The organism is Deinococcus arboris, from assembly GCF_009755355.1.
GTDB lineage: Bacteria > Deinococcota > Deinococci > Deinococcales > Deinococcaceae > Deinococcus > Deinococcus betulae.
Map to the genome: position 1 here is coordinate 71,669 of NZ_WQLB01000009.1, position 25,682 is coordinate 97,350.

The window sequence follows — 25,682 nt, forward strand, 5'->3', positions numbered from 1 at the left end:
CGGTCGGTCCCGTGTTCGAGTCACGGAGAGCGCGCCAAAGAAACCCCCGTCTACACGGGGGTTTTCTGCTGTCGTCGGGTTGAATTAGACCCCTCCGAATGTCCAGTTACAGGATGGGTACAGCCTATTCACTCCTAATCAAGCAAGCCGATCAGGCTGGCGCCCACTTCCTGCAGCTCTTCCTGCTGGATCTGGCGGTAGATCTTCATGGTGATGACTGGGCTGCTGTGGCCCACGATGGCCGACACCACATCAAAGGGCGCCCCGGCCCGAATAGCCAAGTTGATAAACGTGTAGCGCAACCCGTGAGGGGTAAGGCGAGGCAGCAGATCTGGTTCACGGGTGGGCACAGCCTCGGCAGCGGCTTTGACTTCCACCTTATTCAGACGTGCAATCGTCTCGTCGAGGTGCCGGGCCACGTTCCGGTCTCCGAGCATCGTGCCGGTCTCGCTCGGGAACAGCCAGCCCTCTTCAGACCAGAGCCCCTTGGCCGCCGTCTTCTCTGCTTCAGCCTTCCGGCGATCAAGGTGGTCGCGCAGCTCCGCGTTCAGATCGGCTGGCAAGGTGAGGGTGCGCAGGCTGGCGTGGGTCTTCGGCGAACCGACTGCGGTGCGGCGTGTCGCCTCGGCTGTCTCGCGTTGAATCGTCTGCCTTATATATAAGGTGGACTTCTCCGGGTGATAGTGCTCCAGTCGCAGGGCCAGAGCCTCGCCCAGGCGCAGGCCCTGACCGAGCAGCAGACGGTACAGCGAGGCCAGTCGGTGACCCTGCACCGCGGCCAGGAAGCGGCGCACCTGCGCCTTGCTCCAGACCTTGTGCTGCGGCGGCGCTGCCGCAAGGCGCGGCAAAGTGACCGCCTTGGCCGGGTTGCGGGCAATGAGACTGAGCGCCGTGGCTTCCTCCAGCGCACTGGTGAGGAGGGTCAGCATCTTGCGCCGGGTCCGGGGACTGTACTTGGCGTGGTCGTGCATCAGGGCCTGGACATGCGCGCCGTGGAGCGCGGTCAGGCGCCGGGTGCCCAGATGCCCCGTGATCAACCCGACCAACCGCCGATCTTCGCGGACGGTGGCCGGCTTACTCGCGCGGGCCTTGTGCTTCCGCGCCAGGTACCCATCCAGCCACTCTTTCATCGTGGTGGTGCTGGGGGCCTGGAGGGCGCCGCGGCCACTCTCGGCAATCATGTCGGCCAGTTTCTGTTCGGCTTCCCGCTCGGTTTTGGCGTACCGGGTCAGCCGCCGCCGCTTGCCGTCAATGATGCCGAGTTCGATTTCGGCCGCCCATTTGCCGTCACTGCGCTGGAACACGGAACCCAGGGCGCGGCGCTGTTTCGGCTTGCGCCGTCCGTTCATGCCTCTTGGCCTGGCTGTACAGATTGCCCTTGTTCCGATGACAGCGGAGTAGCCCAAGCGAGATCAAGTTCCGGCAACTGGGGAGGTAATTGAGTCACAGGCTGGGGAATGACTGAACGATCCTCTAATTTCAAAATCAAAATGACACTCACAATAACAAAAAACCAGAAACACATCGTATACAGAGAGTAGAAAAAGAGCGCGCGACCCGTATCAAAGAGGTTGTTTTCCGCGTAGAATTTGACCATCGCTCCACTCAGTGTGCCGAGACCAGCGGCAATGGCCAGTGCAATAGATCCAAGATCTCTCTGGATATGTTTTGAACGCCTGTAGGCCACGATTATAGAAATCATCGTGGCGAAGGCAAATATATGAATACCCCATTCGAGAGCCTCCTTTTGAATTGCCAGATCTTGACCAATAAGGCCATTCAAAACGGCCAGTCCAGACAGGCTTGAAAGGAGGTAAAGATGGGAACCAAACATGAGAGTCGAGAAAATTAGTCCAGCAAAACCAATACCAACTTCTATTTTCCTACGTCTTTCAGGTTTAGAAGCCTTCCAGAAAAGACGAAGGAGATACGCCAGAAAGGCTCCAGCAAGAAAACCTTCAATGATTGGCTTAATCCAAAGGAAGAAACTTTCCATATGTCAACCTCAGCTGGTGAGCGTGGCAAACCTAGGGTTTAACTTCTTTACGAATACGCCGCGCCATCTCCCGAGTTGATTCGTAGACCGACGAAGGCCGCCAACGTGGTGGGATGTACACCCGCTGGGCTAACACCACGTCGACCTTCAAATCCCGGCTGACGCGTAGGCGTTCCGCGAGGACATTCGCCATGTGGAGTGTGGCCGGCTCGGGCAACTCGATAGCCTTATATTCCGTCTTGAGACGGTGGTCCATTACCGTCATCAGGAGCAGGCGTGGCAGCTGGGCCAGGCCCATGTCCACCTGCCAGGCGTCAAGTAACCGGTCCGTGCTTTCAAAGTGCTCGTCGAACAGGTCGCCCATGGTCAGCACTAGCCAGGCGTCCTCTGGCTCAGCCAGCTCGGCGTCCTGACGGTCGCTGGGCTCCAGCAGCTCTGCCCGGGCCACAGGCAAGGTGTGCATTTCCGGCACGTTCTGCAAGGACAGGTGCGCCCGAATCGTCAGACGCTCGGTGCTGGTCCCTTCAACGGCCTCGTAAATTTCATCTGTCCGCTCAGGGTCATCCAGCGTCTGGGCAGGCACTTTCAAGCTCAGGTGCGCGACTTTCTGGCCATCTTCGTGCTCGACGCGCAGGCGGGCGCGAGTGAACGTGGTCGAACTGTTGCGGAGCTGGGCCAAGGCATGCTGAAGGGGGGTCGGGAGCCGGGTGCCGACATGCTCACCGAAGTCCACCAGGTCACCCATCGTGTAGTCCACCGGGTTGACGTGGGGGTAAAACCGGCCAAGCTCCCGCCACCTCACAGGAACTTCACCTGCTTTTTGCCCAGGTACCGCGCGTACACCACGCCCTCCATGCGCCACTCTGGGTCAAACTTGATCGGCGGATAGTCGGGGTTCCGGCTGACCAAGAGGTGCTTCCCGTTCACGAGACCACGCTCTTTGACGATGTAGCCGTTGCGCGTGCTGATGACAGTGTTCCGGGTGTTGTGGTACACGCTGCCCAGAATCCGGGGGTCCACCAACACGATGTCACCGTGCCGGATGGCCTGCTCACTGCCATCGTCCATGCTGTGTCCAATCACCAGCATGGCGCGGGCATGTGGGCGGTACTGGGTTGGCGTCAGGACCAGTGTTGGGGGCGGTCCTTCCCAGGCCAGGCCGTCATCCGCCACGGGCGCCTCCGGGACGCTCGCTTGCAGCACACCGGAAAGGGTAAGGTTCCTTGTGTTCCTAACATAATGTCTGGGTAAAGCAATCCCAGAAGGCGCGTATGGCATGGCAAACCTCCTTAGTTCGAGAGTCGGGTGGATGGGGTGGGCGACTGATCGCTGACGATTCGGTACGCCCGGCCCAACACACGCGCTTGGTCAGCAGGAATGAAATTGAGAGCAAACGTTGGGTTGTCCGCCGTGAACGCGAGGCCGCTCGGCAACGGCGTCAGGCGGCGCAGATGCACCCGGCCCTGGTGCTCAACGGCGTAGATGTTGTTGGGACGGTCTGCGGCCGTGTCGGCCAGATCCAGGAAGACAATGTCGTCTTCGTGGATGCTGCGCTGCTGGTCGCTGGTCATCTCGTTGGAGTCCGCGAAGACCGCCAAAGACTGAGGCGGGGCCTGCACCCGCGGATTGGGCGCCACAAAGGCGTAGGCGTCGGGTTGCCGCTCGGCCTTGGCCACGTCGCGCAGCAGGTAGATAGGTGTGGCGTCGGCACCCATATCTTGGGCTTCAACGATACCTAGATCGACTCCAGTTGCTCTTTGAAGGTGCGCAAGCGACCAATCCAGCCCACGCGCAAGAGCGACAACTTTTCCAAGTCCAACATTCAGTAAATGGACACGTCCAGTTTCAACGTCTGCAATGTTTGACTGAGTCAATATTTCCTTGCCGTTTTCGTCTAAACCGCCATCTACAGCCACGTCTTCCTGTCGCTTACCAAGCATCATTCGCCGCTGTGCTATGGCTTGAGACCATGCAGGACGCTCTTTCTGTTGGCGGGAAACTCTTGGCATGAGATGGGTAGAGGCGTACATTTCGACGCTGCTACGCAGAATGTACGTTATGGGTTCCCACGTTCCGAAAGTTTTCACACCTAGAGTACATTGACAATGTACGTACCTATCCATATATTTGAAGTATGCGAATGAGCGAAATCCGAAAATTGCGTACTCAGCGCAATATGACCCGAGATCAGCTCGCCGTTAAATCGGGCATCTCTTCCTTGACTATCCGGGCGCACGAGCTTGGGACAGTCAATGGCACTGAGACGAAAACAGCAGAAGCCATCGCTACAGCCCTGGACGTCCCCGTCCAAGCTCTCTTTTTTCCAGTCAATATGGATATATCCAAGAAATCTTCTGAAAATAATGTTTGTACCCAAGCAGACTCTGGAAGCCAGGTGTCCGTATGAGCCTCGAAGCCCTCATCTCTGAGGCCGTGGCCGTGGGCGTGCGTCAAGCCCTGGCCGACCTCTCCCCCACCACATCCACTGAACCCGACACCGTCCTGACAACCCGTGAGGCGGCCAAACTGCTGCACCTCGACGAGCAGACCATCCGCACTGAGGCCGAGGCCGGGCGTTTGCCAGGCCTGCTCATCGGTCGCGGCTGGAAGTTCAGTCGCCAGGCACTGCTCGCTGTTCTGCGTCACCCCAATCCCACCGATACCGCGCAGATGCGCGTCCGGCAGGCAGGCCAGAAGGCTGTCTGAACCAACAAAAAGCGCGCCGTAGCGGGATTCACGGTCCCTGGCGCGCACTCAGAAAAGGAGCGTCCTCATGATACAGGTCTCAAGCCCCGCCGTCATCCTCACCGCGCACAGCATGGCCGAGTTGCGTGCCCGCGCCAAAGCCCAGGGCCGCACCATCGTGGAAGCCAGCTACAGCCGCCTCTGCGGCTGGACGGCCCGCACCGAACCCGCCCGCACCGCCCTGAGCCGCACCTACACCGTCAATGAGAGCGACACCTTCACCGGCTACGCCTGGTCCGGCACGGTCACGCTGTCTTCGCAGAGTGGCGTGCTGACCGGCGCCATTAACGGCGTGCCCTGTGCGTTTGGCGCCGCCGCCGCTCGCCTCGACACCTGCACCTACCTGCGCCTGACCGACGAGCAGCTGGCCACCCACTGCCCTGTCCCTAGCACAAGCGCAGCTGCCCAGATCGGTGGTGCGGCATGAGGCACCGCTTCGGTACGGAACTCACCGTCCTCCTCTGTCGCCGCCGAGTGGGTGTGGCCCTGATCGGCCTGGTCGCCCTGCTGATGGGCCTGGACGCCGCGCTGTGAGCGTCATCACCACACCCGGCCCCTGGCTGCCCTCGGGGACCAGCGCCGACCGCAAGGTCGAGGACCTGCGGGACCGGGGCTATGAGGCGCGCTGGGGCGGCCAGGGCCGCGACATCCATCTGACGGTGACCACGCCCGGCGGTCAGACGACCATCCACATCGGCGCCACCTGCGCGGCCTGTGCGCGGGACGCCTACGAGAGCGCCCAGGAGGCCCAATGAGCCACGACGCCCGGAACGCCCAGCAGGTGGACCTCCTGCGTGAGGCGCTGACCGAGAACGCTGAGACGCTGCGGGGCCTCTCCGAGCAGGCCCTGGAAGCCGGCGACAGCGCGGACGGCCTGCTGGCCCGCGCCGCGATTGCCAGCCAGCGTAAAGCCCGCGTCGAGACGCTGGAAGCAACCCCACGCGGCCCGGTGGCGCCTGAGGCCGACAGTCTGGTGCCGTGCGGCTGCGGCCAACCCTGCCGGCTGGGTGCCCAGCTCTGCCGCGACTGCGAGATCCGGCTGTGAGCCCGCTGACCGTGGCGTTGCTCGTGGTGCCTGGCGCGCTGCTCGGCCTGGCGTTCATGGACGGCCAGCGCCTGACCCGGCACACGTTCGGCGCCGTCGTGGTCGTGGCCACCCTGTTCGGGCTGACCTACGGCCTGCTGCTGGCCCTGGCACCGGACGCCCAGCCCGACATGCCCGGCGCGCTGAAGGTGCTGCTCGCCCTGCTGGGCGCCGCTGCCGCTGCGCTGCTGCTGCACCTGTTCAACCTGCTCACCCGCAAGGACGTGGCCCAATGAAACTCTCCGACGTTCAGAAGCGACTCCAAATGCCCTTCCCGGCTCACCTCATCAACTGGAAGCCCGGCGCGGTCAGCAAGGACCGGAAGCGGGCCCTGATGATGGCTCACATTGACGCCCGCGCGGTGCAGGACCGCCTGGACGGTATCTGCCCGGATGAATGGAGCTTTGCCGTTGACGTCGTGCCCGGCGCGCGTCTGCCCACCGTGCGCGGCCGCCTGACGGTGCTGGGCGTGACCCGTGAGGACATTGGCGAGGCCCCCGAGGTCGCCCTCGGCACCCTGAAGGCGGCGGCCAGTGACGCCCTGAAGCGCTGCGCGGTGCATTTCGGCATCGGCCGCTACCTCTATGACCTGCCCAAGATCTGGACTGACTGGGACGACGCCAAACGCCAGCCGGTCACCACCCCAGAGCTGCCGGACTGGGCGCGCCCGGACTACGAGCGCACCCCCGGCGGTGCCCACGTGATGCAGGCCCTGGAGCAGCTGCGTTACGAACTCCCTGAGGACCAGGACCTGCAGCGCGAGGTCTACAAGGGGCTCAAGGCTGCCCTGGGCGCGTTGCATCCTTCACCACCGCCACAGAGACGTGAGGGCCATGACGCCGACTGAGAACACCCTGGCGCCGCTGCTGGCCGAGATGTTCGCGGCGGCCGGCAAGGCCCAGGCCGGCGTCCACCGCCAACTGGAGGGCGGCCTCCACGTCAAGGTCGCCCTGCGCGGTGAGCGCAAGCAACTCATCGTCTGGCGCACCAAGGGCCGCCTGCCCGGCGCGACCGAGTGCGAGATTCTGGGCCACGATGCTGGGCTGATTCAGCCCAAGTTCCGCAGTTGGCAAGTCGGGCCGGAGGGCGCGCGCCTCGACGCTTTCCTGATCACGGACGCCTTTACCGGCCAGCTCTGCACCCATACCTGGAGCGCGGCGGCGGCAGTCGAGGACGCCAAGACACGCGGCGAGGAAGCCCACTGCAGCACCTGCAGGGCCACCTGGCGCACGGCGACGCCCAAGCGCGGCAAGAAGGTCCGCCACCATTACAACGGCGCCGAGGTGCGCCCAGCCGTGTTCGAGCGCTTTCTAGTGCGCGGGCCTGTGCCGGAAGGCGCTGTGGTGAAAGCGCCAGCGGTGGCCAGTCCTGCTCCGGCCGCCGCCGCGCCTCTTATCGGCCAAGTGTGTGGCACCTGCCGGCACGGACGGCCAGACGGCTGTGACGTGGCCTGCACGCTGGGCTGGGCCGCGCACGATGGGCTCTGGCTCGACCCGCCCCCCTGGGCGCCTGGGAAATGGGAACCGGCCGAGATGGGGCACGGGGGCCTGCCACTGCCCCTGCTGACCCCGCGCACGCGCTGCATGGCCACAGGCGACCGCTGGCTGCCCCGCACTGGGGAGGTCGAGGCCGCGTGAGTTTCGAGCCTCCCAACTACACCAAGGTGCCGAACAAGCTGTTCTGGCTCTTACCGCTGATGGGCGAAGCCGAGCTGAAGGTCACGATGGTCATCATCCGCGACACCTTCGGCTGGAACGCCGACGGCGCGGCCACGGCCCGCTCACTGACTGAATTGATGGCCCTGACCGGCCTCTCGAAGCAGGGGGTTCTGAATGGACTCAACGCTGGCCAGGACCGGGGCACGCTCTACAAAATCAGCGGCCGGGGACCCAAGGCCGCCTATGGCCTGGTGGTCAACGAAGTAGACCGGTCTACAGAGTTGACTGGTCTACCCAGTAGACCGGAACTGGTCAACGTAGTAGACCGCGCTGGTCAACCTAGTAGACCGGTACTGGTCAACGAAGTAGACCGGCAGACACCCAGTCAAGCTGCGCCTAGCGCCGGAAAACGCAGGGCCGAAAGAAAGGGAAAGACAAAGAAAGAAAAGGAAAGACAAACAGCAGCGGCAGTGCGTGCACGCGAGGGCAACCAGGACACCCTCACCGCCGCCGCCGGTCAGACCTCAGCAGGACAACCAGACGCCAGCACCCAAACCCCAAGCGGCGCCTTCGGCACCGTTGCCCCTGGCGGGGCAGGCGCAGCAACCGCACGACCCGTTTCAGGTCTCACTCAGCCCTCCACACGCGGGACCGACCAGGCCACCAGCACGGAAAAAGTTCCGGGCGCGGCGGGCGGCGGCGCGGCGCTGGCCGTGATTGCCGGGGCGCTGGGCGGGCTCAAGACCCCGCTGCCCGACCTGATGGCCGAGCGTGATTTCCGCGCCGAGTGGGCCAATTTGCCCGTTGAGGACGTGCGCCGCATGGTCACCGAAGCCCGCCAGAAGGGTGGCCGCTACCGGGGCGCCCTGATCGCCGCGCTCGACGAGGCCGCCGTGCTGCGCCTGACCCCACCCCCTGCTGAACCTACCCCGGAAGAAGAACTCGACTTCACCGCCCTGCTGAACAGCATGCCGCTGGACGGCACCCGGAGGCGCCCATGACCGCACACACCCCCGCCACCCCCCAGGAGCAGGCCGTGGTGAACTTCGCCCAGCAGCAACTGGAACAGGCCCGCGCCAACCATGCGGCACAGCACCCCCGCCCCGCACCCATCCCCACCGTGGCCGATGTGCTGGGCCGCCTGCGTGCTGTGCCGTCCACGGCGCCCCTGTACCCCCGGCTGAGTGCCGTGAAGGCCCTTGGGCGCATGCGGAGCATGCCCGCCTACCGGCAGCGTGTCGCTCAGGCGCTGCATGACCGCGAGTGCCAGGGGGGCATGATCTACGCCGAACGCGCCCCAGGCGAGTCGCCCGTCGGCGTGCCGTGCGTGGTGTGCCAGCGCACGCAGCGCGAGGCGGCCCTGCGCACCCAGCTGGAGGCCAGCGGCGTGGCCGAGCGCTACCTCGACAGCGAGTGGAGTGGCCTACGCCTGCTGCCCCCCCTGGACCGCGTCGAGCAGAAGTGCCGCGACATCGGCGCCCTGCTGGACTCGGGCGTGAACCTGCTGCTGCACAGCAACGAGACCGGCAGCGGCAAGACGCAGGCCGCCATGCTGGCCGGCAAGGCCGCCATTCGCATCGGCCGCACGGTGGCCGTGGTGAACCTGGCCCGCCTAGCGCTGGACGTGCGAGAACGCTTTGACAACAAGACGGGTGAGGCGCTGAGCGAGAAGGCGGCGCTGCTGCGCATGACCACGCCGGACCTGCTGATCATCGACGACCTGGGCGCCGGCGAGGGCGAGACGGCGGCCATTGAGCGGCGCTTGCTGTTCCTGGCACTGGACTACCGCCAGGCGCACCGGAAGGCCGTGATCGTGACCAGCAACCTGCCGCTCTTTCCGCTGTTCAAGGGCTCGAAAGATCCCTGCCTGGCCGGCATCTTTGGCGCGCGAGTAACGGCCCGCTTGCAGCCGTTGACCGTGCTGCACGTCAACCACGGCGTGAACTTCCGCGATGAAAAGACCGAGGTGAGCTGGTGACCGCTCAACCGACCGCGCCGCGCCCCACACCGGAGGCCACCGGGCGCGCTGGCCTCCGCTCTCTCTCAGGAGTAACCGACATGACGCACAGCACCTCCGGCATCGTTTACGTCCACGAGTACGGCATGACCGACATTCAACAGACCTGGTGGCGGGCCGCTAACAGCGACCAACGCGACACCTTCCTCTGTTCTGCCCCAATCAGGGTGGCCTGTCAGGGCGCCGCGTTCGAGGATGGCACCTCAGGACACATCTATGTTGGCGTGATTCACGGCGTCCCGGTGGGCAAAGCCTTTCTGCGCGACCCGCTTCAGGCCTACGCAGACGCCTTGGAGATACAAGACCAGGCGCGAGAGAACTTGGCGGGCCGCGTCGTGCAACTTGACCTGGACGCCCTAGAAATTCGCGGCGAAGACGTGGATGAGTACGCCACGCCAGAGGGCCGCTTTGCGGCCTTCTTTCAAGAAGCGAAATTGGCTCTCGCTGAGATGACCAGCGGCGAACCCGTGCCATCCGGGCAGGCATGACCGACGTGCTGACGGCCCACAACCCACGCGGCTTCCTGCACGCCGTCACCCTGGACTGGCAAGAGGGCTTCGGCGCCAGCTTCGAGCGCACCATGCTGGCTCAGGGCTGCACCGTCACCCGCTACACGGCGGCCCAGTACGCGGCCCACCGGCAGGCCCAGCTGCTGGCTGCCAAAAACAAGCCCACCCCTAAGCCTGCGCCCAGCACGCCAAAACAAGGCGACTGGACGCACACGCCGGACGTCGGCACAAAACTCGTCCACCCCCTGCTGGGCCGGGCCACAGTGACCCACCACGTCACGCTCGACGGCCAGGCCGTCGCCGTGGCCGTCAGCCCGCGCGGGGCCAGCCTGGTGCGCGAGTGGGCGCCAGTGCCGCCGGAAGAGGCGTCTCCCCTGCCGGCCCCGGTGGTGCCAGCGGCGGCGGCCGCAGTGAATCCGGCTCCACGCGCGGCCACCGTCATGCCCAGCCTGTTCGGGGCCCTGGCGTGAGCCGCAATGACCCGCCGGCTATTCAGGCCATCAAGGCGAAGGCCAAAGCCATGATGCAGACCCTGGCGGACCAGGACGAACCCCAGGTGAGACACAACCACTGTCTCCACGCGCTGGCCCAACAGGCCGGCTACAAGGACTGGTACACCTATCAGGCCGCTCTGCGTGAGCAAGCTGGCCTGGCACCCACTAAGCGCCTGGAATCCCGACGGAGGGCGCGATGACGCACCCTGCGGAAATCTGGGGCACCGGCCGCCAGGTCACCCTGCGCACCGTCATCCGTCACGCCGCCGAGCTGGTGCACCCCAAAAGCCACTGCGGCACCTACCCAGTCCTGAACACCTTTCCCAAGCTCAAAACCCTGGCCCGCGCCCTGATCGAAGCCGACCACGCCGGCGAGTCCACCACCCTCCTGCACGAGATCGCGGACGAGCTGCTGGCCCTGATGAAAGCGGCACGCGACAGCCGCCAACCCAGTGAGAAAAGCACGTGCCCCGCGCAGGAAATCCTGACCCGCCCGAAGGTCATGCGCGAGCAGGAGCAGGAACTGAAGGAGCTGCGTGCCAAGGCCCTGGCTCCTAAACCAGCGGTCATGCCGGCGCTGTTCGAATTGCCTGCCAAACCCACGAAACCCAAAAAGACCCGCCAGCGCGAGACGCCCACCTTTTTCGAGAGAGGACTCTGAGATGCCTGACCAATGGACCGCGATGGAGGTCGCCTACCGATTCACTCGGCAAGATGGCGCCCTCATCACCCCCGAACAGCACCAGGAACTGAACGACAGCATGTTCACTCTCATCGGGACGTGGGCCGCCGAGCGCGCCCTGAACGTGGAAGGTGAGGCCCTGTTTGAATGGCCCGAGGACGGCGCCCAGTGAAGCGCCCCACCCTCAGCACCCAGGACCTGAAAGAGCGCGGCTGGACGCCCGCCATGATCAAAGAGTTGCTGGGCAAACACGACCGCGAGCGCCCCAATGAACTCCGCGTGGGCAGCCGGAACCGCCCCGTGGACGCGCCCGTGAAGCTGTACTTCGAGGACCGCGTCACCGAGGCCGAGACCACGGCCGCGTTTGCCCGTGCCCAGGACCAGGCCCGCGTGCGGCAGGACAGCGCCCAGCAGGCCGCTGAGACCCGCAAGGCCCGCAACGCTGAGGCGGTGCGCCAGTACATCGAGGCGTACACGCCCAGCATCACGCCCCACCCAGACGCGGCCGGCATGACCCAGCAGGAGCTGTGGAGCCACCACCTGGGCGACTACTACCAGGCGCCGATCAGCCACTCGATGCCGAACGGCCTGAGCAAAAAAGAGCGTCGGGACGCTGACAACGCCCTCTACACGAAGCACCGTGCGGCCGTCTACGCCGCCTACGGCTGGGAGAACAACCAATGAGCGTCCTTAAAGCGATTGAAGCCCTGGCCGTCGTCCTGAACAAAGAAGCTGATCAAGCCGAACAGAGTGGCGACCCGGTCAGCCTGGAGCACATGCGCCTGAAGCGCGGTCTGGCCCGCCGCATGGTGGACGTGGCGCAAGCGGCGGCGCAGCAGCCGGAAGGCACGCCGCACCCCCTGGTTACGGTCGCCAGCTGGCTGGAGGCCGACGCCGCCCAGACCCAGGCCGAACAGGGCGAGGACTGGGCGGCCGCCACCACGCGCGAGCGTCAGGCTGAAGGCGCCCTGAACCTGGTGCTGGACCTGAAGGCCGGCGAGCTGCTCGACGTGGCCGCCGACCACCAGCGCCTGCAGCGGATGGAGCGGGACCTGCTCGGCCTGGAAGCCGGCCTCATGCAAGCCCTGCTGCTGGAACGGCACCCGGCCTGGCGGCACCAGAATGAGTGGTACGGTCGCCACGTCGCCCGAATCCTGCGGCCCGCTGCCTGGGCTGCCCGGCAGACGCCCGCCGTCCCTGTGGTCTCGGTTGAGGGCGAGGAGACGGCCGCTCAGCGGGTGCTGTTCTTCCCGGAGAGTCAAGAGGAACTGGGGCGCGCGGTTCACGCCGCCTGGCGCGACGGCATGCTAGCCCAGGGCCGCAACGTCCCGCCCCACCGCCTGACCTGGCGGGCCCTGGGCGACGCTGACCGCCTGCTGGACCGGCACATTGGCCTTGAGGTGGCGAAGACGACCTTCGTGCTGCTGGCCAAGGAAGATGCCCAGCCTACGCCAGGGGCAGGTGAGCAGGCATGAGTACGGCATACATCGGTGCAGATGCCTCGCAATACGCACAGCGATTGGCCCGCTACGGTCACCGAGATTGGATTGTGTGGACAGGTCGATGCGGGCGGCGTCACTGTGATCTGGTCAGCCGCAGCAGCGTCAAAGCTGCACTGCTGGCCCACGGGACGCAGGGCGACGATATGGTCCTCATCCGTGCCAACACCGGTTGCCGTACCTGGCTCGGCTGGCGTCAGGCCATCACGCTCTGGCGCAACCAACCCGCCCAGCCCCAGCCTGCGCCGGGGGGTGAGGCGCAGTGACGCGCCTTTTCGTGTACCACACCGGCCTGCTGGAACACGGCGAGGTTCAAGCCTTCGAAAGCCTTGACGACCTTCTGACCCTGTCTGTGACCCTTGGCCACAGCCTGATTCTGGACGCTGTCACCGACTCGGCCTGGCTCCAGCAGCAGCACGGCCCGTTTGACGGCCGCCTCGAAATCTATGACGGGTACCGCGAATGACGGCCGCCGACGTGCCGACCGCACCGGCAACAGCGCTGCCCGCAGGCTGCTTTGCCATGCCCGTCGGCGCCCAGATCATCGTGGGCGAGTGCTGGCATGTGCTGGAGGCGGCCGAGGATGGCCGCGCCGTGTTCCGGTATCTCCGGCCCACAGACGAGGCCCTGGCCATGCGTGAGGCGGTGGGCCTGGCCGGGCGCACGTCCAAGCGTGGGCCAATCAAACCAGCGGCCGGGGGTGAGGTGCTGTGAAGCAGCTTATTCGCGGCCTCACGCTGCGCCACCCCTGGGCCTGGGCCTTCCTGCACGGCAAGGACGTGGAAAACCGGAAGTGGCACCCCTCACGCATGGGCGGCCAGGTGGGCATGTACCTCGCCCTGCACGGCGGCGCCCTGCCCCGCAAATCGGACGACGAGTATCTCGACGAGATTGTCCACGCCCTGGAGTGGATGCAGGACCTGGGGCTCATTCCAGGCGTGGAGCTGCCGGACTTTGGCCACTATTACCAGCCGCAGATGATGCGCGGCGTCAGCCCCGAGCCCACCGCCGAGAACACGCGGCCCTTCTGCCCCACCGGCATCGTGGCCGTGGCGCGGCTGGCCAACGTGACGAAAGAGGACCCCAGCCTCTGGGCGGCCGAGGGCCAGCACCACTGGCGCATGGCGGACCTGCTGGTGTTGCCTGAGCCCATTCCCCACCGGGGTGCCCAGGGCCTCTGGCAGCTGCAACCCGAAGCCCTGGAACAGGTGCGCGCCGCGTGGAAGGCCCGGCGTGATGGGGCGGCCGCATGATCGGCGGAGGCCTCGACCGCCGCACCCAGGAGGCCGTGCTGTACATGCACCTGGGCCAGAAGGGGCAGGCCGGCGACCTCAGCGACCCGGAGGCCTACCTGCTCGGGCACCTGCACGAGCGGCTGCGGGCCTTCCGGATCTCCTGGCTGGGTATCCAGAAAGGGCGGTCAGCGGCAGCGGTGCTCGACAAATCCGCCTTCTTCGTGGCCGAGTTGGAGCCCGCCAACATTCCCCCGCTCGAAGAGGTGATGGACGCAATGGAGCGCAAAGGCTGGGAGTTCCGCATCACCAGCCGGAAGGTGGACGGCCACCGCCTGTACAGCGCCCACGCCTGGCTGCCCAGTGAGGACTACATCACGACCCAAACCTGCCGCGACCCGTTCCCCAAGCTGGCCCTCGCCGGCGCTTGGGTGGCCGCTGAGCGGTTCTACCGCCTGCGCCTGAACGCTGACGCCCGGCGTGTGCCGGCCTCTGACGGGGCCTTTGCCAATTACAAAGGGAGAACAGACTGATGGGCCGAATTGAACAGGTGCTGAGCGTGATGCGCACGGACCCCACTCGCCTGTGGGCACCCGCCGAAGTCAGCCGTGAAATGAAGACCCCACCCGCCGTGGCCAACAGCGCCATGACCAAGCTCATGAACCGTGGCCAGCTGGTGCGGCCCCAGAATGGCCAGTACCGGCTGGCCACCCCCGACGAGCGCGCCGCCCACCTGGCCCTGCCCCCTGAGCCGGTGGTGGCCCAGGTGCCAGCGCGTCCGGTCCCGCGCCCGCCTGTGGATGACATCGAGCGCGAGTTGTTGATGGGGCAGATGCGCGCCCAGGGCCGCCCGGTGAGCAGCGCCCTGCTCGCGGGCCGGCTGCGGCGGTGCGGGTTCAACCTCGCGCGCACCGACGACGTGCTGGCTGACTGCCTGGACCGGGGCCTGGTGCGCCGCCTAGACGACGGCCGCCACGAGGTGGCCGCGTGACCGCGCCCTGCCCCGCCTGCGGCCTGAGCGAAGGCCTGCACCGTGACGGGTGCCAGGCCCGCCGGCCACCTGCCGCCCTGATCAACGGCACCCTCGTCGAGCGGGTGGCGTTCGACGACCGCGCGGCCGTCACCCTCCTCGTGGCCCCAGACGGGCGGGTGCTCGACGGCATGTATGCCGGCATGGAGATCGCGGCCGCCGTGGACATGGAGGCCCAGCACTTGCGCCGCACGCACTGCTACGTGCGCGTGTCGATCGTCACCGTGCGGCCCTGGTGGCGGTGGTGGGCCGCGACGCCCGCCCGGCGCCTCACGCCCAGCGTGGCCACCTGGGACAGGGGCCGCGTATGACCCCGCGCCGCTACCGCTGGCTGACGGAGGGCGAGGTCTACCGCTTTCAGATGGACGCCCGAAGGACAGGCACGCCCGAGCGGCGTGGGCAGCTCTGCCGCCTACTGACCCTCTCGGCTCCACACGCCAGCTTTCCCGGCTCTCGCAACGTGCTGATCGAGTTCTCAGACGGCTACACGATGGTCACGGTGCCGGGCGTCCTGAAGAAGGTGACCGCCTGAAGATGACTCCGACCGAGCTGCACGAGTACATGCAGCGTTTCCCACACCTGTTCCCACAGCGGCGGCCCGTCCCCGCCGCTGGCGGGGCGGGTGTGTCTGGCGTGCCGGGCCCCTTGTCCGCACCCAGCCCCGCCGCGCTGCAGCTCACGCTCCCCTACCCGCCCAGCGTCAACCGCATCTGGCGGGCCGTCGTGGTGCGCGTCGCCGGCGAGGCCAGGGCGCGCGTGCTGCTCAGTCAAGCGGGCCGCCGCTACCGTGCCAAGGTTCTGGCCATCGTGGCAGACCTTGGTGGCCCTTCCCTGCCGGCAGGCGCCCGCCTGGCCGTGCATCTCCACGCCTGCCCACCTGACCGGCGCAAGCGGGACCTTTCAAACATCCCAAAAGCCCTGGAAGACGCCCTGACGCACGCGCAGGTCTGGGCTGACGACTCGCTGATTGACGACCTGCGCGTGACGCGCGGCCCCGTCCTGCGCGGCGGCTGCGTTCTCGTCACCATCACGCCCCTGGAGGCTTCCCACCTATGACCACCCACCACGCGCGCCAGGAGGCCGTTCCCATGCTGCACAAAGACGACAAACCCGACCTCTACCGCCTGCTGGCCGTGTTCAGTGGTATCCCGATGCCCGTCCTCCCCGCCTTGGTGGCCGCTCGCCTTCACTCCGGGGACCAGAGAGAGCCGATCAGCGACCATCAGCGCGGCCTGCTGCGGTGGCTGGCGGGCCAGGGCCGTATCCGCTGGGTGAACTGGGGACCAGACGGCGCCGGCTACGTCCTGACCGGCTACGGCGAAACCCGGCTGGTCACCTATGAAGCCCAGTACGGCCCCGCACACGCCCCCCGGCGCGGCCCGCCCCTGCGCGAGGTGCTGGTCCATCGGCTCCTGGACGGCTTTGACCTGACAACAGCGCGCAGCCTGCACGCCGCGCTGGTGGCCGCCGAGATGCTCACCGCCGGCGAGACGGCGACCCGCGCGCACGGCGACCTACTGGTGCTGCTGGCCGCGCGGGGCCACGTCGCGCGGGCAGGGGACGGCTACACGCGCACCGAGCTGGGCGAACTGGCGCTTGACGCCCACCAGAAGGCCACACGGGGCCGCCCATGACGGAGCCCACCTGGAAGCGCGTGCAGCGCGAAGCCCGCGAAGCCGACGAGCGCCGCCAGGGCCAGAAGAAGCGCGTGGTCTACTCGGCCGCCCTGCTGGCCCTCAAGCCCGGCGACCGTGTGTACTACATGCCCAAGCGCATGGACGTGCCCCATGCCGGCGAGCAGGTGACCGTTGCACGCGGCCCCCGACGCGACGTCCGCAACGCCACGGTGCGCCTGCGATTTCCCACTGATGAGCAGCGCACCGTCCCGCTCTCTCAGGTCAGCCTGACCGCGCCCAGCGACGACGTGGCCCCCTTCGTGCAGGAGGCCCGGCGGATGCCCGGCTGGAAACGCCTGCTCGAAGTCGTCGGGCTGGCCCAAGCGGCGCACGCGGCCGCTGCGGCGGAAGTGCTGAAAGACGGCGAGGAGACCGATGTGCCCGAATTGGGCCCATTCCTCCAGCAGGCCGAGGAGCGCGCCCGCCAGATGGCTGGCACGGTGGCCGCGCGGGCACAGCGCAAAGCGCTGGCCAAAGACCTTGCGGTGGCCCTCCTGCGGGCGGCCCAGGAGGATGCGACAGCGGCGGCGGCGAAGCGGGGCGGGCGTGGAGGAAAGGGCGCTGTCCCAGCCCCCAGCCATCTGCCGGTGCCCACCGAGGAAGCCGCCCGCGCCCAGATGACCCAGGAGCACCGGGCGATGATCAACCGCATCGCCCTCAGCATCCACCGGCGCTGGTTCCTCTCAGACGCCGAACTGCTGGCCGTCAGTGAAGAGGAGCGCGAGGAGCGGCGGATCCAGGGCACCCTGAGGCAGATCATCGCCCTGGGTGAACGGGAAACGGGCAGCCCCCATACCCAGAGCGCCGAGGGCCCCCGCAAGGGAAACGCCCTGCACGGCGACCGCTATGACCACCTGCTGCGGGCCACCCAGCTGGGCAGCGAACTGGCGACCGCCGTGCTGGCCGGGCACACCGACCAGGCGCTGACCCTGGCCCTGATGGTGCGCGAGCACCGCCTCCAATACCTAGTGGCCACGAAGGCCATGAACCGAACCCGCATCAAGCACGGCTCGGGCCGCTACTTTCACGGCGACGTGCTCTCGGTGCGCGAAGAACACGCGGTGCATGACGCGGACGGGGTCTTCATCCGCTACGACGGCATGACCCAGTATTACGTGCGCCTGATCGTGCTGTACGGGCCAGACGGGCACACGTTGGAGGTGGCCAACCACGAGGAGCTGGAGGCCGTGACCGGCACGGCGGCAGGCCTGCGCGCCTGGGGCAGCCTGTGCCGATGGATGGTGGACCTGAGCGAGCGCGCCGACGGCCGCCAGCCGGGTCGCCGGCAGGACGATGACGAGGCTCTGATTTACCGCGACCACGACGGGCACCTGGAAGCGCGGGCCAGCCTGAAAGGCTATCCAGATCTGCTGCTGGCGTTTGAGGTGCTGCGCCGCGCGCTAGAAGTGGAGTTACCAGCCCAGGACATCACCTCGCCTGAGTTGGGGGAGGCGCCGCTGCCGGGCTTTCACCCCCCGCTGGAGCCAGACAGCAAGAATCAGGGCAGCGTAGGCTGATGGACGTGAAACGTCTTCTCCTGACCCTTGCCCTCAGCACGTCGGTGGCCTGTGCGCAGCTTCAGGTCACGACGCCTGCTACAGCAGCTTGCGCCCCAGACGCAACGCCGGTACTAGGCATTGCTCTGGACAGCTTTCTGGACGGCGACTACAACATTGACGTCACCAACGCCCTAGAACGCGCACTGCGCCGGGCAGGCTTCAAGGTCTATCCTCACTATGAATTTGAGCTCCTTGACAAGGCCAGCATTGGGCTGTCTGGGGAGGTCAATCACTGGCGTAGCTCAGCTGGCAATCGCTCTGAGCGTGTAGGGGATGCACATTTAGTCATCACCGATCTCAGCACCGGCGAACACCTACTGAATCTCGACCAGAAGCGCGCCACATTCGTGCTGAGCGCGCCCAGCCTTGACGCATTTATCCGCGACGTGGTGGCCGCCCTAAGCAAAAAATTCTGTCAAAACGGGGGGGCTTGACAAATTTCCCCATAAATCGCCTAATTCTGATTAAGCTGCACAACGTGTATCGAGAAAAGTTCCTGCCTAGCGCAGGGCTTTGTCGTTTGGGCAGCATAGCTTTCTGGATCTGTGCCACCGCGTGACGATGCTGGTGGCCTGCGAGGCCATGCCAACCCTGGCCCGCAGCCACGTGGAGCGCGCCGACTTGTAGCACAGGTCCATGCCCAACCAGGCCGCACCTACCGCCCAGTCCACAAGGCCACCGCGTGACCAGCACACTACCCCTCGGAACGATTTCCCGTTCTGAGGCGTAAGGAAAGTCAGCACGGCCCGCCCGAGTGAAGGCGGTTTCCACCTACCCCCGCCCCGTGCGGGGCTTTTTTGTGCCTGCTGAGTGCAGCTCGCCGCCGCCGTATGCCCGTGAAGGCCCAGGCTGGACCGGCGACCCCAAAGGCAGAACTTGGAGAGGTGCACCACATGTCCACGCTGGTAGAGCGCTTAGATTTGACCAGCATCAATAGCCGCTCGCGCCTTCACCAAACCGGCCTCGTTGCTGATAGTCCGTGAATCGTCTCCGAGAACCTTCTCTGTCACATCCTCATCGTCAACCACGATTTGAACGACCCACTGCGTCTGCACAGGAGCGGGGCGTGCTATGAGGGACGAACCCCGAAAGCCAAGTGGCTGTTGAGAGATTCTGATCTTGCGGCCAGCGTAAGTTTCTTCCATGTGCGCAGACTGACAGAAGACGAATGGGCCTGCACCAGCACGCGCAAAACCCACGTGCGGGAAGCACGCCCAGTGGATACGCCAGTTTTTTCTGTGCTGGACAAGTATGCGTTGGCGCATCCCTGCGCGCGCTGGCTGAGTAGACAACCTATCTGGGTAAAAGAAGGGGATCCCGCTGCCCTGCCCCATGGGGCAGGCAAAGCTCACCCCACAACTACGCTGTTTTCCCTTGTGCCCACCTGAAGGCGTTCACTTCAGCCATGACCTTACCTACACCCCGGATCAAGTACTGGCCCTCCCCCCGCAAGCACGCCCCTATGCAACGCATCTTCCTCGGTAAGACCTACCTCGTCCTGCACGTGCGGTGGTCCGGTGATCAATGGCTTCACGAACTCACCCCCGCTCAGCGCTGACTTCGTCTTCTTCCAGCGCGCATCTCTTAGCAGGTTCGATTAGGGCGTATGGGTATGAAACTCTCCTGAATCTGGTGGAGAGCGCCTGCTCCTAAACTAGGCGGATGAGTCCTTTCACCTTTACTGTCCCAGGGGACCCCACCAACACTAACCACAGTGCCAATTTTGTCGCTCAGAACGGCTTTCTAGACGTTGAGATAGGTGGTTATATCTATCAATTCTCGCAGGAGTACGGGGATTACGTTCTTCGTCTCCCTCATCAAGCTCCGTATAACGCCGTTCAAACGCTTTCCACTTTGAACAATAACGTCAAACCCCCTAGTGGCAAGATTGTCATCCAGGTTTCGACCACTACCGTCACTGACAGCGCTACTGCTCTCGCGGTGAAAGTGCTGGTGGTGCCCTAACCTTCTCCACTCTCTCTGCCCCCTGCCCATGCTTCTGTGCGGCAGGGGGATGCCATTTCAGGAGGTGATTCATGCCCCGCGGCGACAAGAAAGCCAAGCCCTCAACCAAGAAGCCGGACAAAAAGGCTGGTGGCAGCGGCGGGGCGAAGCCCCAGCGGGCCCGGCCCCACTACGACTGGACGGCCATCCGCCGCGAGTACATCCGAGGCGGCGACGAGGTGACGCTGAAGGCCCTGAGTGACAAACCTGGGGCCCCCACCCATGACGCTCTAAAAGCCCGTAGCAGCCGCGAAGATTGGGCCGAACTGCGCGCCGAGTTTCGTCACCAGGTGGCCACCCGGATGCAGCAGTTGGACCTCGACACGGTGGAAGAGGTGCGGGCACGCCACTCGCAGCTGGGCCGGCGGATGCAGGAGCTGGCCGAAAGCGGCATGGACTACCTCGACCTCTCCGACCTGGGGGCCTTCGGGGTCGCGCGTCTGGCCACGGCTGGAGCACAGTTGGAACGCCAGGCGCGGGGCATGGAGGAGTACACCGTCCGGATTGAGGACCTGCGCTCGCCGGCCGACGTGAAGAAGCTGCCGAAAGAACAGCTGCTGGAACTGATCGAGCGGAGGCGGAAGGCTCGTGGCGCGCAAGCGTGAGGTGTGGCCCGAGTGGCTTGACGAAGACCTGCTGTTCGCTGAACTGGCCGAACGAGAGCTAGAGGAACGCGGCGAGCTGCCCGAGCCACAAGAAGTGAAGCCGCTGACGCTGCGCGAGTTTGTCCACGAGTTCTGGGACGTCCTGGAACCCGGCACGCCCCTCGCCTGGGGCTGGGCCCTCGACGCCATGTGCCTGCATTTGGAAGCGGCCGCCCGTCGCGAGATCAAGCGCCTGATCATCAACGTCCCGCCCGGCACGATGAAAAGCTCGCTGTGTAACGTCTTTTTCCCTGCCTGGGTTTGGGCAGAATTGGACGCGGGCGAGCGCTTCCTGGCCACGGCCTTCAATGAATCCCTGTCCATCCGCGACAGCATGAGCTGCCGGCGCCTGGTGGAGTCTCCCGAATACCAGGAACGGTACGGCGAGCGGGTGCAGCTCACCCGCGACCAGAACAGCAAGTCCCAGTTCGACACCACGGCGCGCGGCCGCCGCCTGGTCAAGCCGATTACCAGCGCCACCGGGGCACGCGGCAACATCCTGCTGATTGACGACCCGAACAACGCGGCCGAGATCGACAGCCGCGCCCACCGCCGCACCATCACGCGGGCCTACGACCAGAGCCTCAGCCGACGCGGGGCCGACCCCAAGCGCTACGTGCAGATCGTCATCATGCAGCGCCTGCACGAGGAAGACCTGACCGGTCATCTGGAGCGTAAGGGCGGCTGGGTCATCCTCCGGTTGCCCGAGAAATACGAGCCCGAATACCACACGGTGACGCCCATCTGGGAGGATCCGCGCAAGGAGCCGGGCGAACTGCTGTTTCCCGAGTTCCGCGACGAGGCCGATTATCAGCAGGCTGAGCTGGATCTGGGCACCTTCGGCACGGCAGGCCAGCTACAGCAGCGGCCCGTCCCCGAAGGGGGCGGGGTGGTCAAGGGCTGGTGGTGGCGCTATCACGCCCCGGCCGAGCTGCTGCCCTCGCTGCCGCCGCTGTACCTGAAGGTGGTGGCTGAAGACGGCAGCGTCACCGAAGTGGAAGCCGTGGTGGTCCCCACCCCGGAGGCTTTCGACTTTGAGCTGACCAGCTGGGACTTTGCGTTCAAGGAAAAAAAGGACAGCGACTTCGTGGTGGGCCAGGCCTGGGGCAGTCGGGGTGCCGACACCTTCCTGCGGGGCCAGGTGCGCGGCCGCTGGGATTACGTCAAGTCCAAGGCGGCGCTCGTCGGCTTCTCGGAGGCCTGGCCCGGCATCCCCGAGCATCTGGTCGAAGACAAGGCCAACGGCACCGCAATCATGACCGACCTGCGCAGCACGCTGACGGGTCTGATCGGCTACGACCCCCCCGGCAGCAAGCAGTCGCGGGTGGCCACCGAGAGCAGCACCATTGAGGGCGGCAACGTGTACCTCCCCCACCCCAACCTGGCGCCCTGGGTGGCCAGCGAGTACTTGAAGGAATGGGCGCAGTTTCCCAACGGCGCAAACGACGATCAGGTGGACGCCACCACACAGGCCCTTCAGCGCCTCAAGCAGAAGCGCAAGGCCTGGACACAGCAGCAGGGCAAGAGTCAGGCCCAACCCACCGCCCTCCCCGGTCTCACTGGCCTGGGTGGACAGAAGACCAGCGCCTGGCGGCGATAAGGAGGCGCCGAGCCTATGACCCAACCACAGACCGCGAAGATTGACCTCAGCATCCTCGGCAGCGGCGGCGCTGGCAGCAACTGGCGCCGTGAGTTCCTACCCGAAGAAGGCGTGTACGCCGCGCAACTGTACCAAGAGATGCGCGACACCGACCCCATCATCGGCGGCGTGTTCCTGGCGCTCGAAGCCATGTTCCGCCAGGTGGAGTGGCAGGAGGTGCCGGCCAATGACACCCCGGAGGCGCTGGACTGGGCTGAATATCTGCGCCAGTGCCGTGAGGACATGAGCCACACCTTTCCGAGCTTCACGGCTGACGTGCTGACCATGTTCGTGCACGGCTGGAGCTACTTCGAGGTCGTGTACAAGGTGCGGCGCGGCCCGAACGAGAAAGACGCCCGCTACCGCAGCGCCTATACGGACGGGCGCCTGGGCTGGCGTAAGTTCGCCCTGCGACCACAGCGCACGCTCTCGCGTTGGGAATACGACGGCGACGGCGGCATTCAGGGGCTGTGGCAGAGCACCCGCAAGGGCCTCGTGTTCCTGCCCATCCAGCGCTGCCTGCACTTCCGCACCACCGAAGCTGGTGGTCACCCGGAGGGCCGGAGTCTGCTGGTCAATGCCCGGCGATCATTCCGCTTCCAGTCTCGGCTGGAGGAGTTTGAAGCCATCGGCATTGAGCGCGATCTGGCCGGGTTGCCGCTGGTGGAAGTACCCGTCGAGCTGCTGAGCCAGAACGCCACCGCCGAGCAGCAGGCCACCCTGCGCGTGATCGAGCAGCAGGCGGCGGCGGTGCGGGCCGACGAGCGGGCCTACGTCCTGATGCCGAGCAGCCAGTACGTGGTGCAGGACTATGACGAGGCCAAAGGCACGACCAGCACCAAGGCGATGCCCACGGGCTACAAGTTCAGCCTGGTCACGTCGGGTGGCACACGCGCCCACGACACCGACGCCATCATCAAGCGCTATTCGCAGCGCCTGGCCACGTCGCTGCTGGCGACCTTCTTGCTGCTGGGCGGCAGCGAGGGTAAAGGCGCCCAGGCCCTGAGCGGCGACCTCACCGACCTGTTTGAACTGGCTGGGACTGGCTTTCTGGACGGCATGACCGCCGTGGTCAACCGCTTCGCCGTGGGCAATCTGATGCAGGTCAACGGCGTGCCCCGAGAGCTGTGGCCCAGGCTGGAGCACAAAGGGCTCAGCGAGGCCGCGCTGGAGCAGTTCCTGGTCCGAGTGAACGATGCCCTGAAGGCCGGCACTATCTCGGCCGACACCAACCTAGAAACTGCCATGCGCCAGAAGCTCGGTGTGCCTGAGCGTGAAGACACCGACGACGCGGACGAAGACCCGTCCTAAGGAGGCCTGTATGCATTCACCCATCCCACCCCGCCCTGTTACTGAAGTGCCCAGCCCAGGCGTCCGCACCCCGTCCCCTGGCCCAGCGCCCTCGCCTGGTGGTCAGACCCCTCGGCCCGGCAGCATCGTGCCCCCCACGTCGCCCTGGTAGGAGGCCACCTTGAAACAGAATCTGCATTTCCTCGCGCACGCCCTGCAGGGTGGCCAGCTCTGGGCCATTCAACAGAACGTCCTGGACGAGCTACACGCGCGGGTCATGAACCCACAGGGGCACGGGCCTGGCGCCGATGAGATGACGGCCGCGCCCGTCGCTCTGACCCAGCGTGTGCCACTCGTGCGCGGTAACGGCAAAACCGTAGCCCTCGTGACCTTTCACGGCGTGGTGATCAGCCGTGTGCCTGCCTGGGCTGAAGGCTGGGGGTACGTCAATCCGCAGCGCTTCGGCGCCGAGATGCGGGCGCTGGCCGACGACCCGACGGTCGCGGCCATCCTGCTCAGCATTGATTCGCCAGGCGGGACGGTGGCCGGCACCGTGGAAGCTGGTGACGCGGTCGCCTATGCCAAGAGCAAGAAGCGCGTGGTGGCCGTCAGTAATGACATGGCGGCCTCGGCGGCCTACTGGGTCGCGGCCCAGGCCTCGGAGATCGTGGTGACGCCCACGGCCATCACCGGCAGCATCGGCGTGATTGCCAGCCATGCGGATTACACGAAGATGCTCAGTACCTGGGGCATTGTCGTCACCTACGTGCGCAGCGCCGCCAAGAAGGCGCTCGGCCAGCCCTACGAGCCCTTCAGTGCCGAGGCTCAGGCCGAGTGGCAAAAGATGGTGGACGCCATGTACGCCCAGTTCATTCAGGCCGTCGCCAAGGGGCGCCGGAAGTCGCGCGCCCTCGTGACCGATGAGTGGGCCAGCGGCGAGGTGTGGACGGGGCAAGCAGCTGTCACCGCAGGCCTGGCCGACCGTGTGGGCAGCCTGGCGGGCGTGCTGGGTGAGCTAACAGGCGCCACCCCACCCCCACCGCAGGACCCGCCGCCACCGGATGACGACGAGGATGAAGGGGACGATGACCCTGACGCCCGTGCGGATGCGCTGCGTGAGCATCAAACCTCCCTCGGCGTCGCACTGGCCAACGCGGCGAAGACCTCTCCCCCACCCACTGCCACCGGCGACCCGGACCCACCGGCCGCCGTGCAGAATCCCAGCCCCACCGACGACCCGCCTGCCACCACGGAGGCGGGTTCGTTGACCGACCTAGATTCCGCGCCCCAGGCGCAGGAGGAAGTTATGGACCTGAAAGCCATCCTCGCCAAGGTGCAAGCCGGCGAACCCCTCAGCGCGGAGGAACGCGCCTTCCTGAATAAGCAGCTCGACGGCGGCGGCAGTGCAGCGGCAGGGCCGGCCACGCCGGCCGCTGGCCAGGCCCCCCAGGGCGCCGCGAAGATTGACCTCAGCGCCCTCACGCCCGAAGCCCGCGAGGCGGTGGAAAAAGCCCAGTCGGATGCTGCTGCGGCCAATGCCCGTGCTGAACGCGCGGAGAACACCGCCAACACCGAGCGCGACAACCGCCTGAACCGCGAGTTTGCTGAGCGCGCGGTCTCCCTGGGTCAACCCCATTCATTCGGCGCCACCCTGCGCTCGGCCCACGAAAAGCTGAGCAAGGAAGAGTACGCCGCCCTGGAACAGAGCCTCAACGCGACCGGCGCCCAGTTGGCGCTCGTGGGCGAGGCCGGGAGTAGTCAGGACCGCAAGAGCACCGGCAACCCCAAGAGTGACTACAACGCCCGCGTCCAGGCCGCCATGAAAGAAGATCCCAAGCTGACCCGCGCGCAGGCAGGCCAGAAGGTCATGCGCGACGACCCCCAATTCGCGGCCCAGTACCGGGGCCGCTGAGCGCCGCCCCGT

39 protein-coding genes are annotated in these 25,682 nt (G+C 65.9%); 34 read left to right on the plus strand and 5 right to left on the minus strand.

Translation table 11 applies throughout. The annotated features are described in order from the left end of the window. Positions 1 to 134: 134 nt before the first annotated feature. The 5 genes from GO986_RS08800 to GO986_RS08820 all read right to left on the minus strand — a co-directional run bounded on the left by GO986_RS08800 (position 135) and on the right by GO986_RS08820 (position 3,711). The gene (locus GO986_RS08800) at positions 135 to 1,349 is read right to left on the minus strand and encodes a tyrosine-type recombinase/integrase (protein WP_157458912.1); all 1,215 of its coding nucleotides are present in this window, start codon (positions 1,347 to 1,349) and stop codon (positions 135 to 137) included. Continuing rightward, complete coding sequence (locus GO986_RS08805; protein ID WP_157458913.1) at positions 1,346 to 1,996, minus strand: hypothetical protein; 651 nt, start codon at positions 1,994 to 1,996, stop codon at positions 1,346 to 1,348. Before GO986_RS08805 ends, GO986_RS08800 begins: the two co-directional genes overlap by 4 nt. Before the next feature lie 31 nt (positions 1,997 to 2,027). Next, complete coding sequence (locus GO986_RS08810) at positions 2,028 to 2,798, minus strand: hypothetical protein (RefSeq protein WP_157458914.1); 771 nt, start codon at positions 2,796 to 2,798, stop codon at positions 2,028 to 2,030. Further along, positions 2,795 to 3,199, minus strand: coding sequence for a S24 family peptidase (locus GO986_RS08815; RefSeq protein ID WP_157458915.1), 405 nt, complete (start codon positions 3,197 to 3,199; stop codon positions 2,795 to 2,797). Before GO986_RS08815 ends, GO986_RS08810 begins: the two co-directional genes overlap by 4 nt. Before the next feature lie 86 nt (positions 3,200 to 3,285). Further along, entirely contained in the window at positions 3,286 to 3,711 is a 426-nt protein-coding gene (locus tag GO986_RS08820; RefSeq protein ID WP_157458916.1) for a S24 family peptidase, read from the minus strand. A gap of 419 nt (positions 3,712 to 4,130) precedes the next feature. Between GO986_RS08820 and GO986_RS08825 the strand changes: the two genes are divergently transcribed. The 34 genes from GO986_RS08825 to GO986_RS08990 all read left to right on the plus strand — a co-directional run bounded on the left by GO986_RS08825 (position 4,131) and on the right by GO986_RS08990 (position 25,670). Then, on the plus strand, positions 4,131 to 4,403 hold the full coding sequence (locus GO986_RS08825) for a helix-turn-helix transcriptional regulator (protein WP_157458917.1): 273 nt from the start codon (positions 4,131 to 4,133) through the stop codon (positions 4,401 to 4,403). Further along, positions 4,400 to 4,702: a helix-turn-helix domain-containing protein gene (locus GO986_RS08830; RefSeq protein ID WP_157458918.1), complete on the plus strand. Its 303-nt coding sequence runs from the start codon at positions 4,400 to 4,402 to the stop codon at positions 4,700 to 4,702. Before GO986_RS08825 ends, GO986_RS08830 begins: the two co-directional genes overlap by 4 nt. 67 nt (positions 4,703 to 4,769) lie before the next feature. Next, positions 4,770 to 5,168 (plus strand): hypothetical protein, encoded by a 399-nt coding sequence (locus tag GO986_RS08835; protein WP_157458919.1) that lies wholly within the window; start codon positions 4,770 to 4,772, stop codon positions 5,166 to 5,168. 103 nt (positions 5,169 to 5,271) lie between these two features. Continuing rightward, positions 5,272 to 5,496: a hypothetical protein gene (locus GO986_RS08840; RefSeq protein WP_157458920.1), complete on the plus strand. Its 225-nt coding sequence runs from the start codon at positions 5,272 to 5,274 to the stop codon at positions 5,494 to 5,496. After that, entirely contained in the window at positions 5,493 to 5,786 is a 294-nt protein-coding gene (locus GO986_RS08845) for a hypothetical protein (protein WP_157458921.1), read from the plus strand. The genes GO986_RS08840 and GO986_RS08845 overlap by 4 nt, the downstream gene beginning before the upstream one ends. Beyond that, positions 5,783 to 6,061: a hypothetical protein gene (locus tag GO986_RS08850; RefSeq protein ID WP_157458922.1), complete on the plus strand. Its 279-nt coding sequence runs from the start codon at positions 5,783 to 5,785 to the stop codon at positions 6,059 to 6,061. Before GO986_RS08845 ends, GO986_RS08850 begins: the two co-directional genes overlap by 4 nt. After that, a complete protein-coding gene (locus GO986_RS08855) occupies positions 6,058 to 6,672 on the plus strand; it encodes a Rad52/Rad22 family DNA repair protein (protein ID WP_157458923.1) in 615 nt (204 codons plus the stop codon). The genes GO986_RS08850 and GO986_RS08855 overlap by 4 nt, the downstream gene beginning before the upstream one ends. Then, a complete protein-coding gene (locus GO986_RS08860) occupies positions 6,659 to 7,462 on the plus strand; it encodes a hypothetical protein (RefSeq protein WP_157458924.1) in 804 nt (267 codons plus the stop codon). Before GO986_RS08855 ends, GO986_RS08860 begins: the two co-directional genes overlap by 14 nt. Next, a complete protein-coding gene (locus GO986_RS08865) occupies positions 7,459 to 8,484 on the plus strand; it encodes a hypothetical protein (RefSeq protein WP_157458925.1) in 1,026 nt (341 codons plus the stop codon). The genes GO986_RS08860 and GO986_RS08865 overlap by 4 nt, the downstream gene beginning before the upstream one ends. Then, a complete protein-coding gene (locus tag GO986_RS08870; protein WP_157458926.1) occupies positions 8,481 to 9,461 on the plus strand; it encodes an ATP-binding protein in 981 nt (326 codons plus the stop codon). Before GO986_RS08865 ends, GO986_RS08870 begins: the two co-directional genes overlap by 4 nt. Positions 9,462 to 9,541: 80 nt before the next feature. Further along, positions 9,542 to 9,988 carry a hypothetical protein gene (locus tag GO986_RS08875; protein ID WP_157458927.1) on the plus strand — a complete coding sequence of 149 codons (447 nt, stop codon included), beginning with the start codon at positions 9,542 to 9,544 and terminating at the stop codon, positions 9,986 to 9,988. Beyond that, positions 9,985 to 10,479, plus strand: coding sequence for a hypothetical protein (locus GO986_RS08880; protein WP_157458928.1), 495 nt, complete (start codon positions 9,985 to 9,987; stop codon positions 10,477 to 10,479). Before GO986_RS08875 ends, GO986_RS08880 begins: the two co-directional genes overlap by 4 nt. Next, the gene (locus tag GO986_RS08885; RefSeq protein ID WP_157458929.1) at positions 10,476 to 10,703 is read left to right on the plus strand and encodes a glyoxalase superfamily protein; all 228 of its coding nucleotides are present in this window, start codon (positions 10,476 to 10,478) and stop codon (positions 10,701 to 10,703) included. The genes GO986_RS08880 and GO986_RS08885 overlap by 4 nt, the downstream gene beginning before the upstream one ends. After that, a complete protein-coding gene (locus tag GO986_RS08890; protein WP_157458930.1) occupies positions 10,700 to 11,164 on the plus strand; it encodes a hypothetical protein in 465 nt (154 codons plus the stop codon). Before GO986_RS08885 ends, GO986_RS08890 begins: the two co-directional genes overlap by 4 nt. A gap of 1 nt (position 11,165) precedes the next feature. Continuing rightward, positions 11,166 to 11,357: a hypothetical protein gene (locus tag GO986_RS08895; protein WP_157458931.1), complete on the plus strand. Its 192-nt coding sequence runs from the start codon at positions 11,166 to 11,168 to the stop codon at positions 11,355 to 11,357. Beyond that, positions 11,354 to 11,869 (plus strand): hypothetical protein, encoded by a 516-nt coding sequence (locus tag GO986_RS08900; RefSeq protein WP_157458932.1) that lies wholly within the window; start codon positions 11,354 to 11,356, stop codon positions 11,867 to 11,869. The genes GO986_RS08895 and GO986_RS08900 overlap by 4 nt, the downstream gene beginning before the upstream one ends. Continuing rightward, the gene (locus GO986_RS08905; protein WP_157458933.1) at positions 11,866 to 12,660 is read left to right on the plus strand and encodes a hypothetical protein; all 795 of its coding nucleotides are present in this window, start codon (positions 11,866 to 11,868) and stop codon (positions 12,658 to 12,660) included. The genes GO986_RS08900 and GO986_RS08905 overlap by 4 nt, the downstream gene beginning before the upstream one ends. Continuing rightward, positions 12,657 to 12,950: a hypothetical protein gene (locus tag GO986_RS08910; RefSeq protein ID WP_157458934.1), complete on the plus strand. Its 294-nt coding sequence runs from the start codon at positions 12,657 to 12,659 to the stop codon at positions 12,948 to 12,950. Before GO986_RS08905 ends, GO986_RS08910 begins: the two co-directional genes overlap by 4 nt. Then, positions 12,947 to 13,150, plus strand: coding sequence for a hypothetical protein (locus GO986_RS08915; protein WP_157458935.1), 204 nt, complete (start codon positions 12,947 to 12,949; stop codon positions 13,148 to 13,150). The genes GO986_RS08910 and GO986_RS08915 overlap by 4 nt, the downstream gene beginning before the upstream one ends. Then, positions 13,147 to 13,398 (plus strand): hypothetical protein, encoded by a 252-nt coding sequence (locus tag GO986_RS08920; protein ID WP_157458936.1) that lies wholly within the window; start codon positions 13,147 to 13,149, stop codon positions 13,396 to 13,398. Before GO986_RS08915 ends, GO986_RS08920 begins: the two co-directional genes overlap by 4 nt. Next, complete coding sequence (locus GO986_RS08925; RefSeq protein WP_157458937.1) at positions 13,395 to 13,937, plus strand: ASCH domain-containing protein; 543 nt, start codon at positions 13,395 to 13,397, stop codon at positions 13,935 to 13,937. The genes GO986_RS08920 and GO986_RS08925 overlap by 4 nt, the downstream gene beginning before the upstream one ends. Continuing rightward, a complete protein-coding gene (locus tag GO986_RS08930; protein WP_157458938.1) occupies positions 13,934 to 14,449 on the plus strand; it encodes a hypothetical protein in 516 nt (171 codons plus the stop codon). The genes GO986_RS08925 and GO986_RS08930 overlap by 4 nt, the downstream gene beginning before the upstream one ends. After that, the gene (locus GO986_RS08935; RefSeq protein WP_157458939.1) at positions 14,449 to 14,907 is read left to right on the plus strand and encodes a hypothetical protein; all 459 of its coding nucleotides are present in this window, start codon (positions 14,449 to 14,451) and stop codon (positions 14,905 to 14,907) included. The genes GO986_RS08930 and GO986_RS08935 overlap by 1 nt, the downstream gene beginning before the upstream one ends. After that, positions 14,904 to 15,257 carry a hypothetical protein gene (locus GO986_RS08940; RefSeq protein WP_157458940.1) on the plus strand — a complete coding sequence of 118 codons (354 nt, stop codon included), beginning with the start codon at positions 14,904 to 14,906 and terminating at the stop codon, positions 15,255 to 15,257. The genes GO986_RS08935 and GO986_RS08940 overlap by 4 nt, the downstream gene beginning before the upstream one ends. Further along, on the plus strand, positions 15,254 to 15,478 hold the full coding sequence (locus tag GO986_RS08945; protein ID WP_157458941.1) for a hypothetical protein: 225 nt from the start codon (positions 15,254 to 15,256) through the stop codon (positions 15,476 to 15,478). The genes GO986_RS08940 and GO986_RS08945 overlap by 4 nt, the downstream gene beginning before the upstream one ends. A gap of 2 nt (positions 15,479 to 15,480) precedes the next feature. Beyond that, entirely contained in the window at positions 15,481 to 16,002 is a 522-nt protein-coding gene (locus tag GO986_RS08950; RefSeq protein ID WP_157458942.1) for a RusA family crossover junction endodeoxyribonuclease, read from the plus strand. Next, positions 15,999 to 16,580, plus strand: a complete 582-nt coding sequence (locus tag GO986_RS08955) for a hypothetical protein (RefSeq protein ID WP_157458943.1) — start codon at positions 15,999 to 16,001, stop codon at positions 16,578 to 16,580. Before GO986_RS08950 ends, GO986_RS08955 begins: the two co-directional genes overlap by 4 nt. Continuing rightward, positions 16,577 to 18,139: a hypothetical protein gene (locus GO986_RS08960; RefSeq protein WP_157458944.1), complete on the plus strand. Its 1,563-nt coding sequence runs from the start codon at positions 16,577 to 16,579 to the stop codon at positions 18,137 to 18,139. The genes GO986_RS08955 and GO986_RS08960 overlap by 4 nt, the downstream gene beginning before the upstream one ends. After that, positions 18,139 to 18,615: a hypothetical protein gene (locus tag GO986_RS08965; protein ID WP_157458945.1), complete on the plus strand. Its 477-nt coding sequence runs from the start codon at positions 18,139 to 18,141 to the stop codon at positions 18,613 to 18,615. Before GO986_RS08960 ends, GO986_RS08965 begins: the two co-directional genes overlap by 1 nt. Before the next feature lie 1,228 nt (positions 18,616 to 19,843). Beyond that, positions 19,844 to 20,146 (plus strand): hypothetical protein, encoded by a 303-nt coding sequence (locus tag GO986_RS08970; RefSeq protein WP_157458946.1) that lies wholly within the window; start codon positions 19,844 to 19,846, stop codon positions 20,144 to 20,146. 71 nt (positions 20,147 to 20,217) lie between these two features. Continuing rightward, complete coding sequence (locus tag GO986_RS08975; RefSeq protein WP_157458947.1) at positions 20,218 to 20,790, plus strand: hypothetical protein; 573 nt, start codon at positions 20,218 to 20,220, stop codon at positions 20,788 to 20,790. Continuing rightward, entirely contained in the window at positions 20,774 to 22,429 is a 1,656-nt protein-coding gene (terL, locus tag GO986_RS23410) for a phage terminase large subunit (RefSeq protein ID WP_157458948.1), read from the plus strand. The genes GO986_RS08975 and terL overlap by 17 nt, the downstream gene beginning before the upstream one ends. Positions 22,430 to 22,444: 15 nt before the next feature. Continuing rightward, positions 22,445 to 23,779: a phage portal protein family protein gene (locus GO986_RS08985; RefSeq protein WP_157458949.1), complete on the plus strand. Its 1,335-nt coding sequence runs from the start codon at positions 22,445 to 22,447 to the stop codon at positions 23,777 to 23,779. A 160-nt stretch (positions 23,780 to 23,939) separates the two neighbouring features. Further along, positions 23,940 to 25,670, plus strand: coding sequence for a S49 family peptidase (locus GO986_RS08990; protein ID WP_157458950.1), 1,731 nt, complete (start codon positions 23,940 to 23,942; stop codon positions 25,668 to 25,670). Positions 25,671 to 25,682: the final 12 nt, after the last annotated feature.

What these genes read in the sequence shown, in the direction of transcription:
- GO986_RS08870 (WP_157458926.1), top strand. Translation starts at nt 8,481, where the DNA reads ATGACCGCACACACCCCCGCCACCCCCCAGGAGCAGGCCGTGGTGAAC.
- GO986_RS08935 (WP_157458939.1), top strand. Translation starts at nt 14,449, where the DNA reads ATGGGCCGAATTGAACAGGTGCTGAGCGTGATGCGCACGGACCCCACT.
- GO986_RS08920 (WP_157458936.1), top strand. Translation starts at nt 13,147, where the DNA reads ATGACGGCCGCCGACGTGCCGACCGCACCGGCAACAGCGCTGCCCGCA.
- GO986_RS08960 (WP_157458944.1), top strand. Translation starts at nt 16,577, where the DNA reads ATGACGGAGCCCACCTGGAAGCGCGTGCAGCGCGAAGCCCGCGAAGCC.
- GO986_RS08985 (WP_157458949.1), top strand. Translation starts at nt 22,445, where the DNA reads ATGACCCAACCACAGACCGCGAAGATTGACCTCAGCATCCTCGGCAGC.
- GO986_RS08805 (WP_157458913.1), bottom strand. Translation starts at nt 1,996, where the DNA reads ATGGAAAGTTTCTTCCTTTGGATTAAGCCAATCATTGAAGGTTTTCTT.
- GO986_RS08845 (WP_157458921.1), top strand. Translation starts at nt 5,493, where the DNA reads ATGAGCCACGACGCCCGGAACGCCCAGCAGGTGGACCTCCTGCGTGAG.
- GO986_RS08970 (WP_157458946.1), top strand. Translation starts at nt 19,844, where the DNA reads ATGAGTCCTTTCACCTTTACTGTCCCAGGGGACCCCACCAACACTAAC.
- GO986_RS08825 (WP_157458917.1), top strand. Translation starts at nt 4,131, where the DNA reads ATGCGAATGAGCGAAATCCGAAAATTGCGTACTCAGCGCAATATGACC.
- GO986_RS08800 (WP_157458912.1), bottom strand. Translation starts at nt 1,349, where the DNA reads ATGAACGGACGGCGCAAGCCGAAACAGCGCCGCGCCCTGGGTTCCGTG.
- GO986_RS08855 (WP_157458923.1), top strand. Translation starts at nt 6,058, where the DNA reads ATGAAACTCTCCGACGTTCAGAAGCGACTCCAAATGCCCTTCCCGGCT.
- GO986_RS08880 (WP_157458928.1), top strand. Translation starts at nt 9,985, where the DNA reads ATGACCGACGTGCTGACGGCCCACAACCCACGCGGCTTCCTGCACGCC.
- GO986_RS08975 (WP_157458947.1), top strand. Translation starts at nt 20,218, where the DNA reads ATGCCCCGCGGCGACAAGAAAGCCAAGCCCTCAACCAAGAAGCCGGAC.
- GO986_RS08955 (WP_157458943.1), top strand. Translation starts at nt 15,999, where the DNA reads ATGACCACCCACCACGCGCGCCAGGAGGCCGTTCCCATGCTGCACAAA.
- GO986_RS08860 (WP_157458924.1), top strand. Translation starts at nt 6,659, where the DNA reads ATGACGCCGACTGAGAACACCCTGGCGCCGCTGCTGGCCGAGATGTTC.
- GO986_RS08905 (WP_157458933.1), top strand. Translation starts at nt 11,866, where the DNA reads ATGAGCGTCCTTAAAGCGATTGAAGCCCTGGCCGTCGTCCTGAACAAA.
- GO986_RS08820 (WP_157458916.1), bottom strand. Translation starts at nt 3,711, where the DNA reads ATGGGTGCCGACGCCACACCTATCTACCTGCTGCGCGACGTGGCCAAG.
- GO986_RS08895 (WP_157458931.1), top strand. Translation starts at nt 11,166, where the DNA reads ATGCCTGACCAATGGACCGCGATGGAGGTCGCCTACCGATTCACTCGG.
- GO986_RS08965 (WP_157458945.1), top strand. Translation starts at nt 18,139, where the DNA reads ATGGACGTGAAACGTCTTCTCCTGACCCTTGCCCTCAGCACGTCGGTG.
- GO986_RS08875 (WP_157458927.1), top strand. Translation starts at nt 9,542, where the DNA reads ATGACGCACAGCACCTCCGGCATCGTTTACGTCCACGAGTACGGCATG.
- GO986_RS08910 (WP_157458934.1), top strand. Translation starts at nt 12,657, where the DNA reads ATGAGTACGGCATACATCGGTGCAGATGCCTCGCAATACGCACAGCGA.
- GO986_RS08930 (WP_157458938.1), top strand. Translation starts at nt 13,934, where the DNA reads ATGATCGGCGGAGGCCTCGACCGCCGCACCCAGGAGGCCGTGCTGTAC.
- GO986_RS08890 (WP_157458930.1), top strand. Translation starts at nt 10,700, where the DNA reads ATGACGCACCCTGCGGAAATCTGGGGCACCGGCCGCCAGGTCACCCTG.
- GO986_RS08830 (WP_157458918.1), top strand. Translation starts at nt 4,400, where the DNA reads ATGAGCCTCGAAGCCCTCATCTCTGAGGCCGTGGCCGTGGGCGTGCGT.
- GO986_RS08945 (WP_157458941.1), top strand. Translation starts at nt 15,254, where the DNA reads ATGACCCCGCGCCGCTACCGCTGGCTGACGGAGGGCGAGGTCTACCGC.
- GO986_RS08950 (WP_157458942.1), top strand. Translation starts at nt 15,481, where the DNA reads ATGACTCCGACCGAGCTGCACGAGTACATGCAGCGTTTCCCACACCTG.
- GO986_RS08835 (WP_157458919.1), top strand. Translation starts at nt 4,770, where the DNA reads ATGATACAGGTCTCAAGCCCCGCCGTCATCCTCACCGCGCACAGCATG.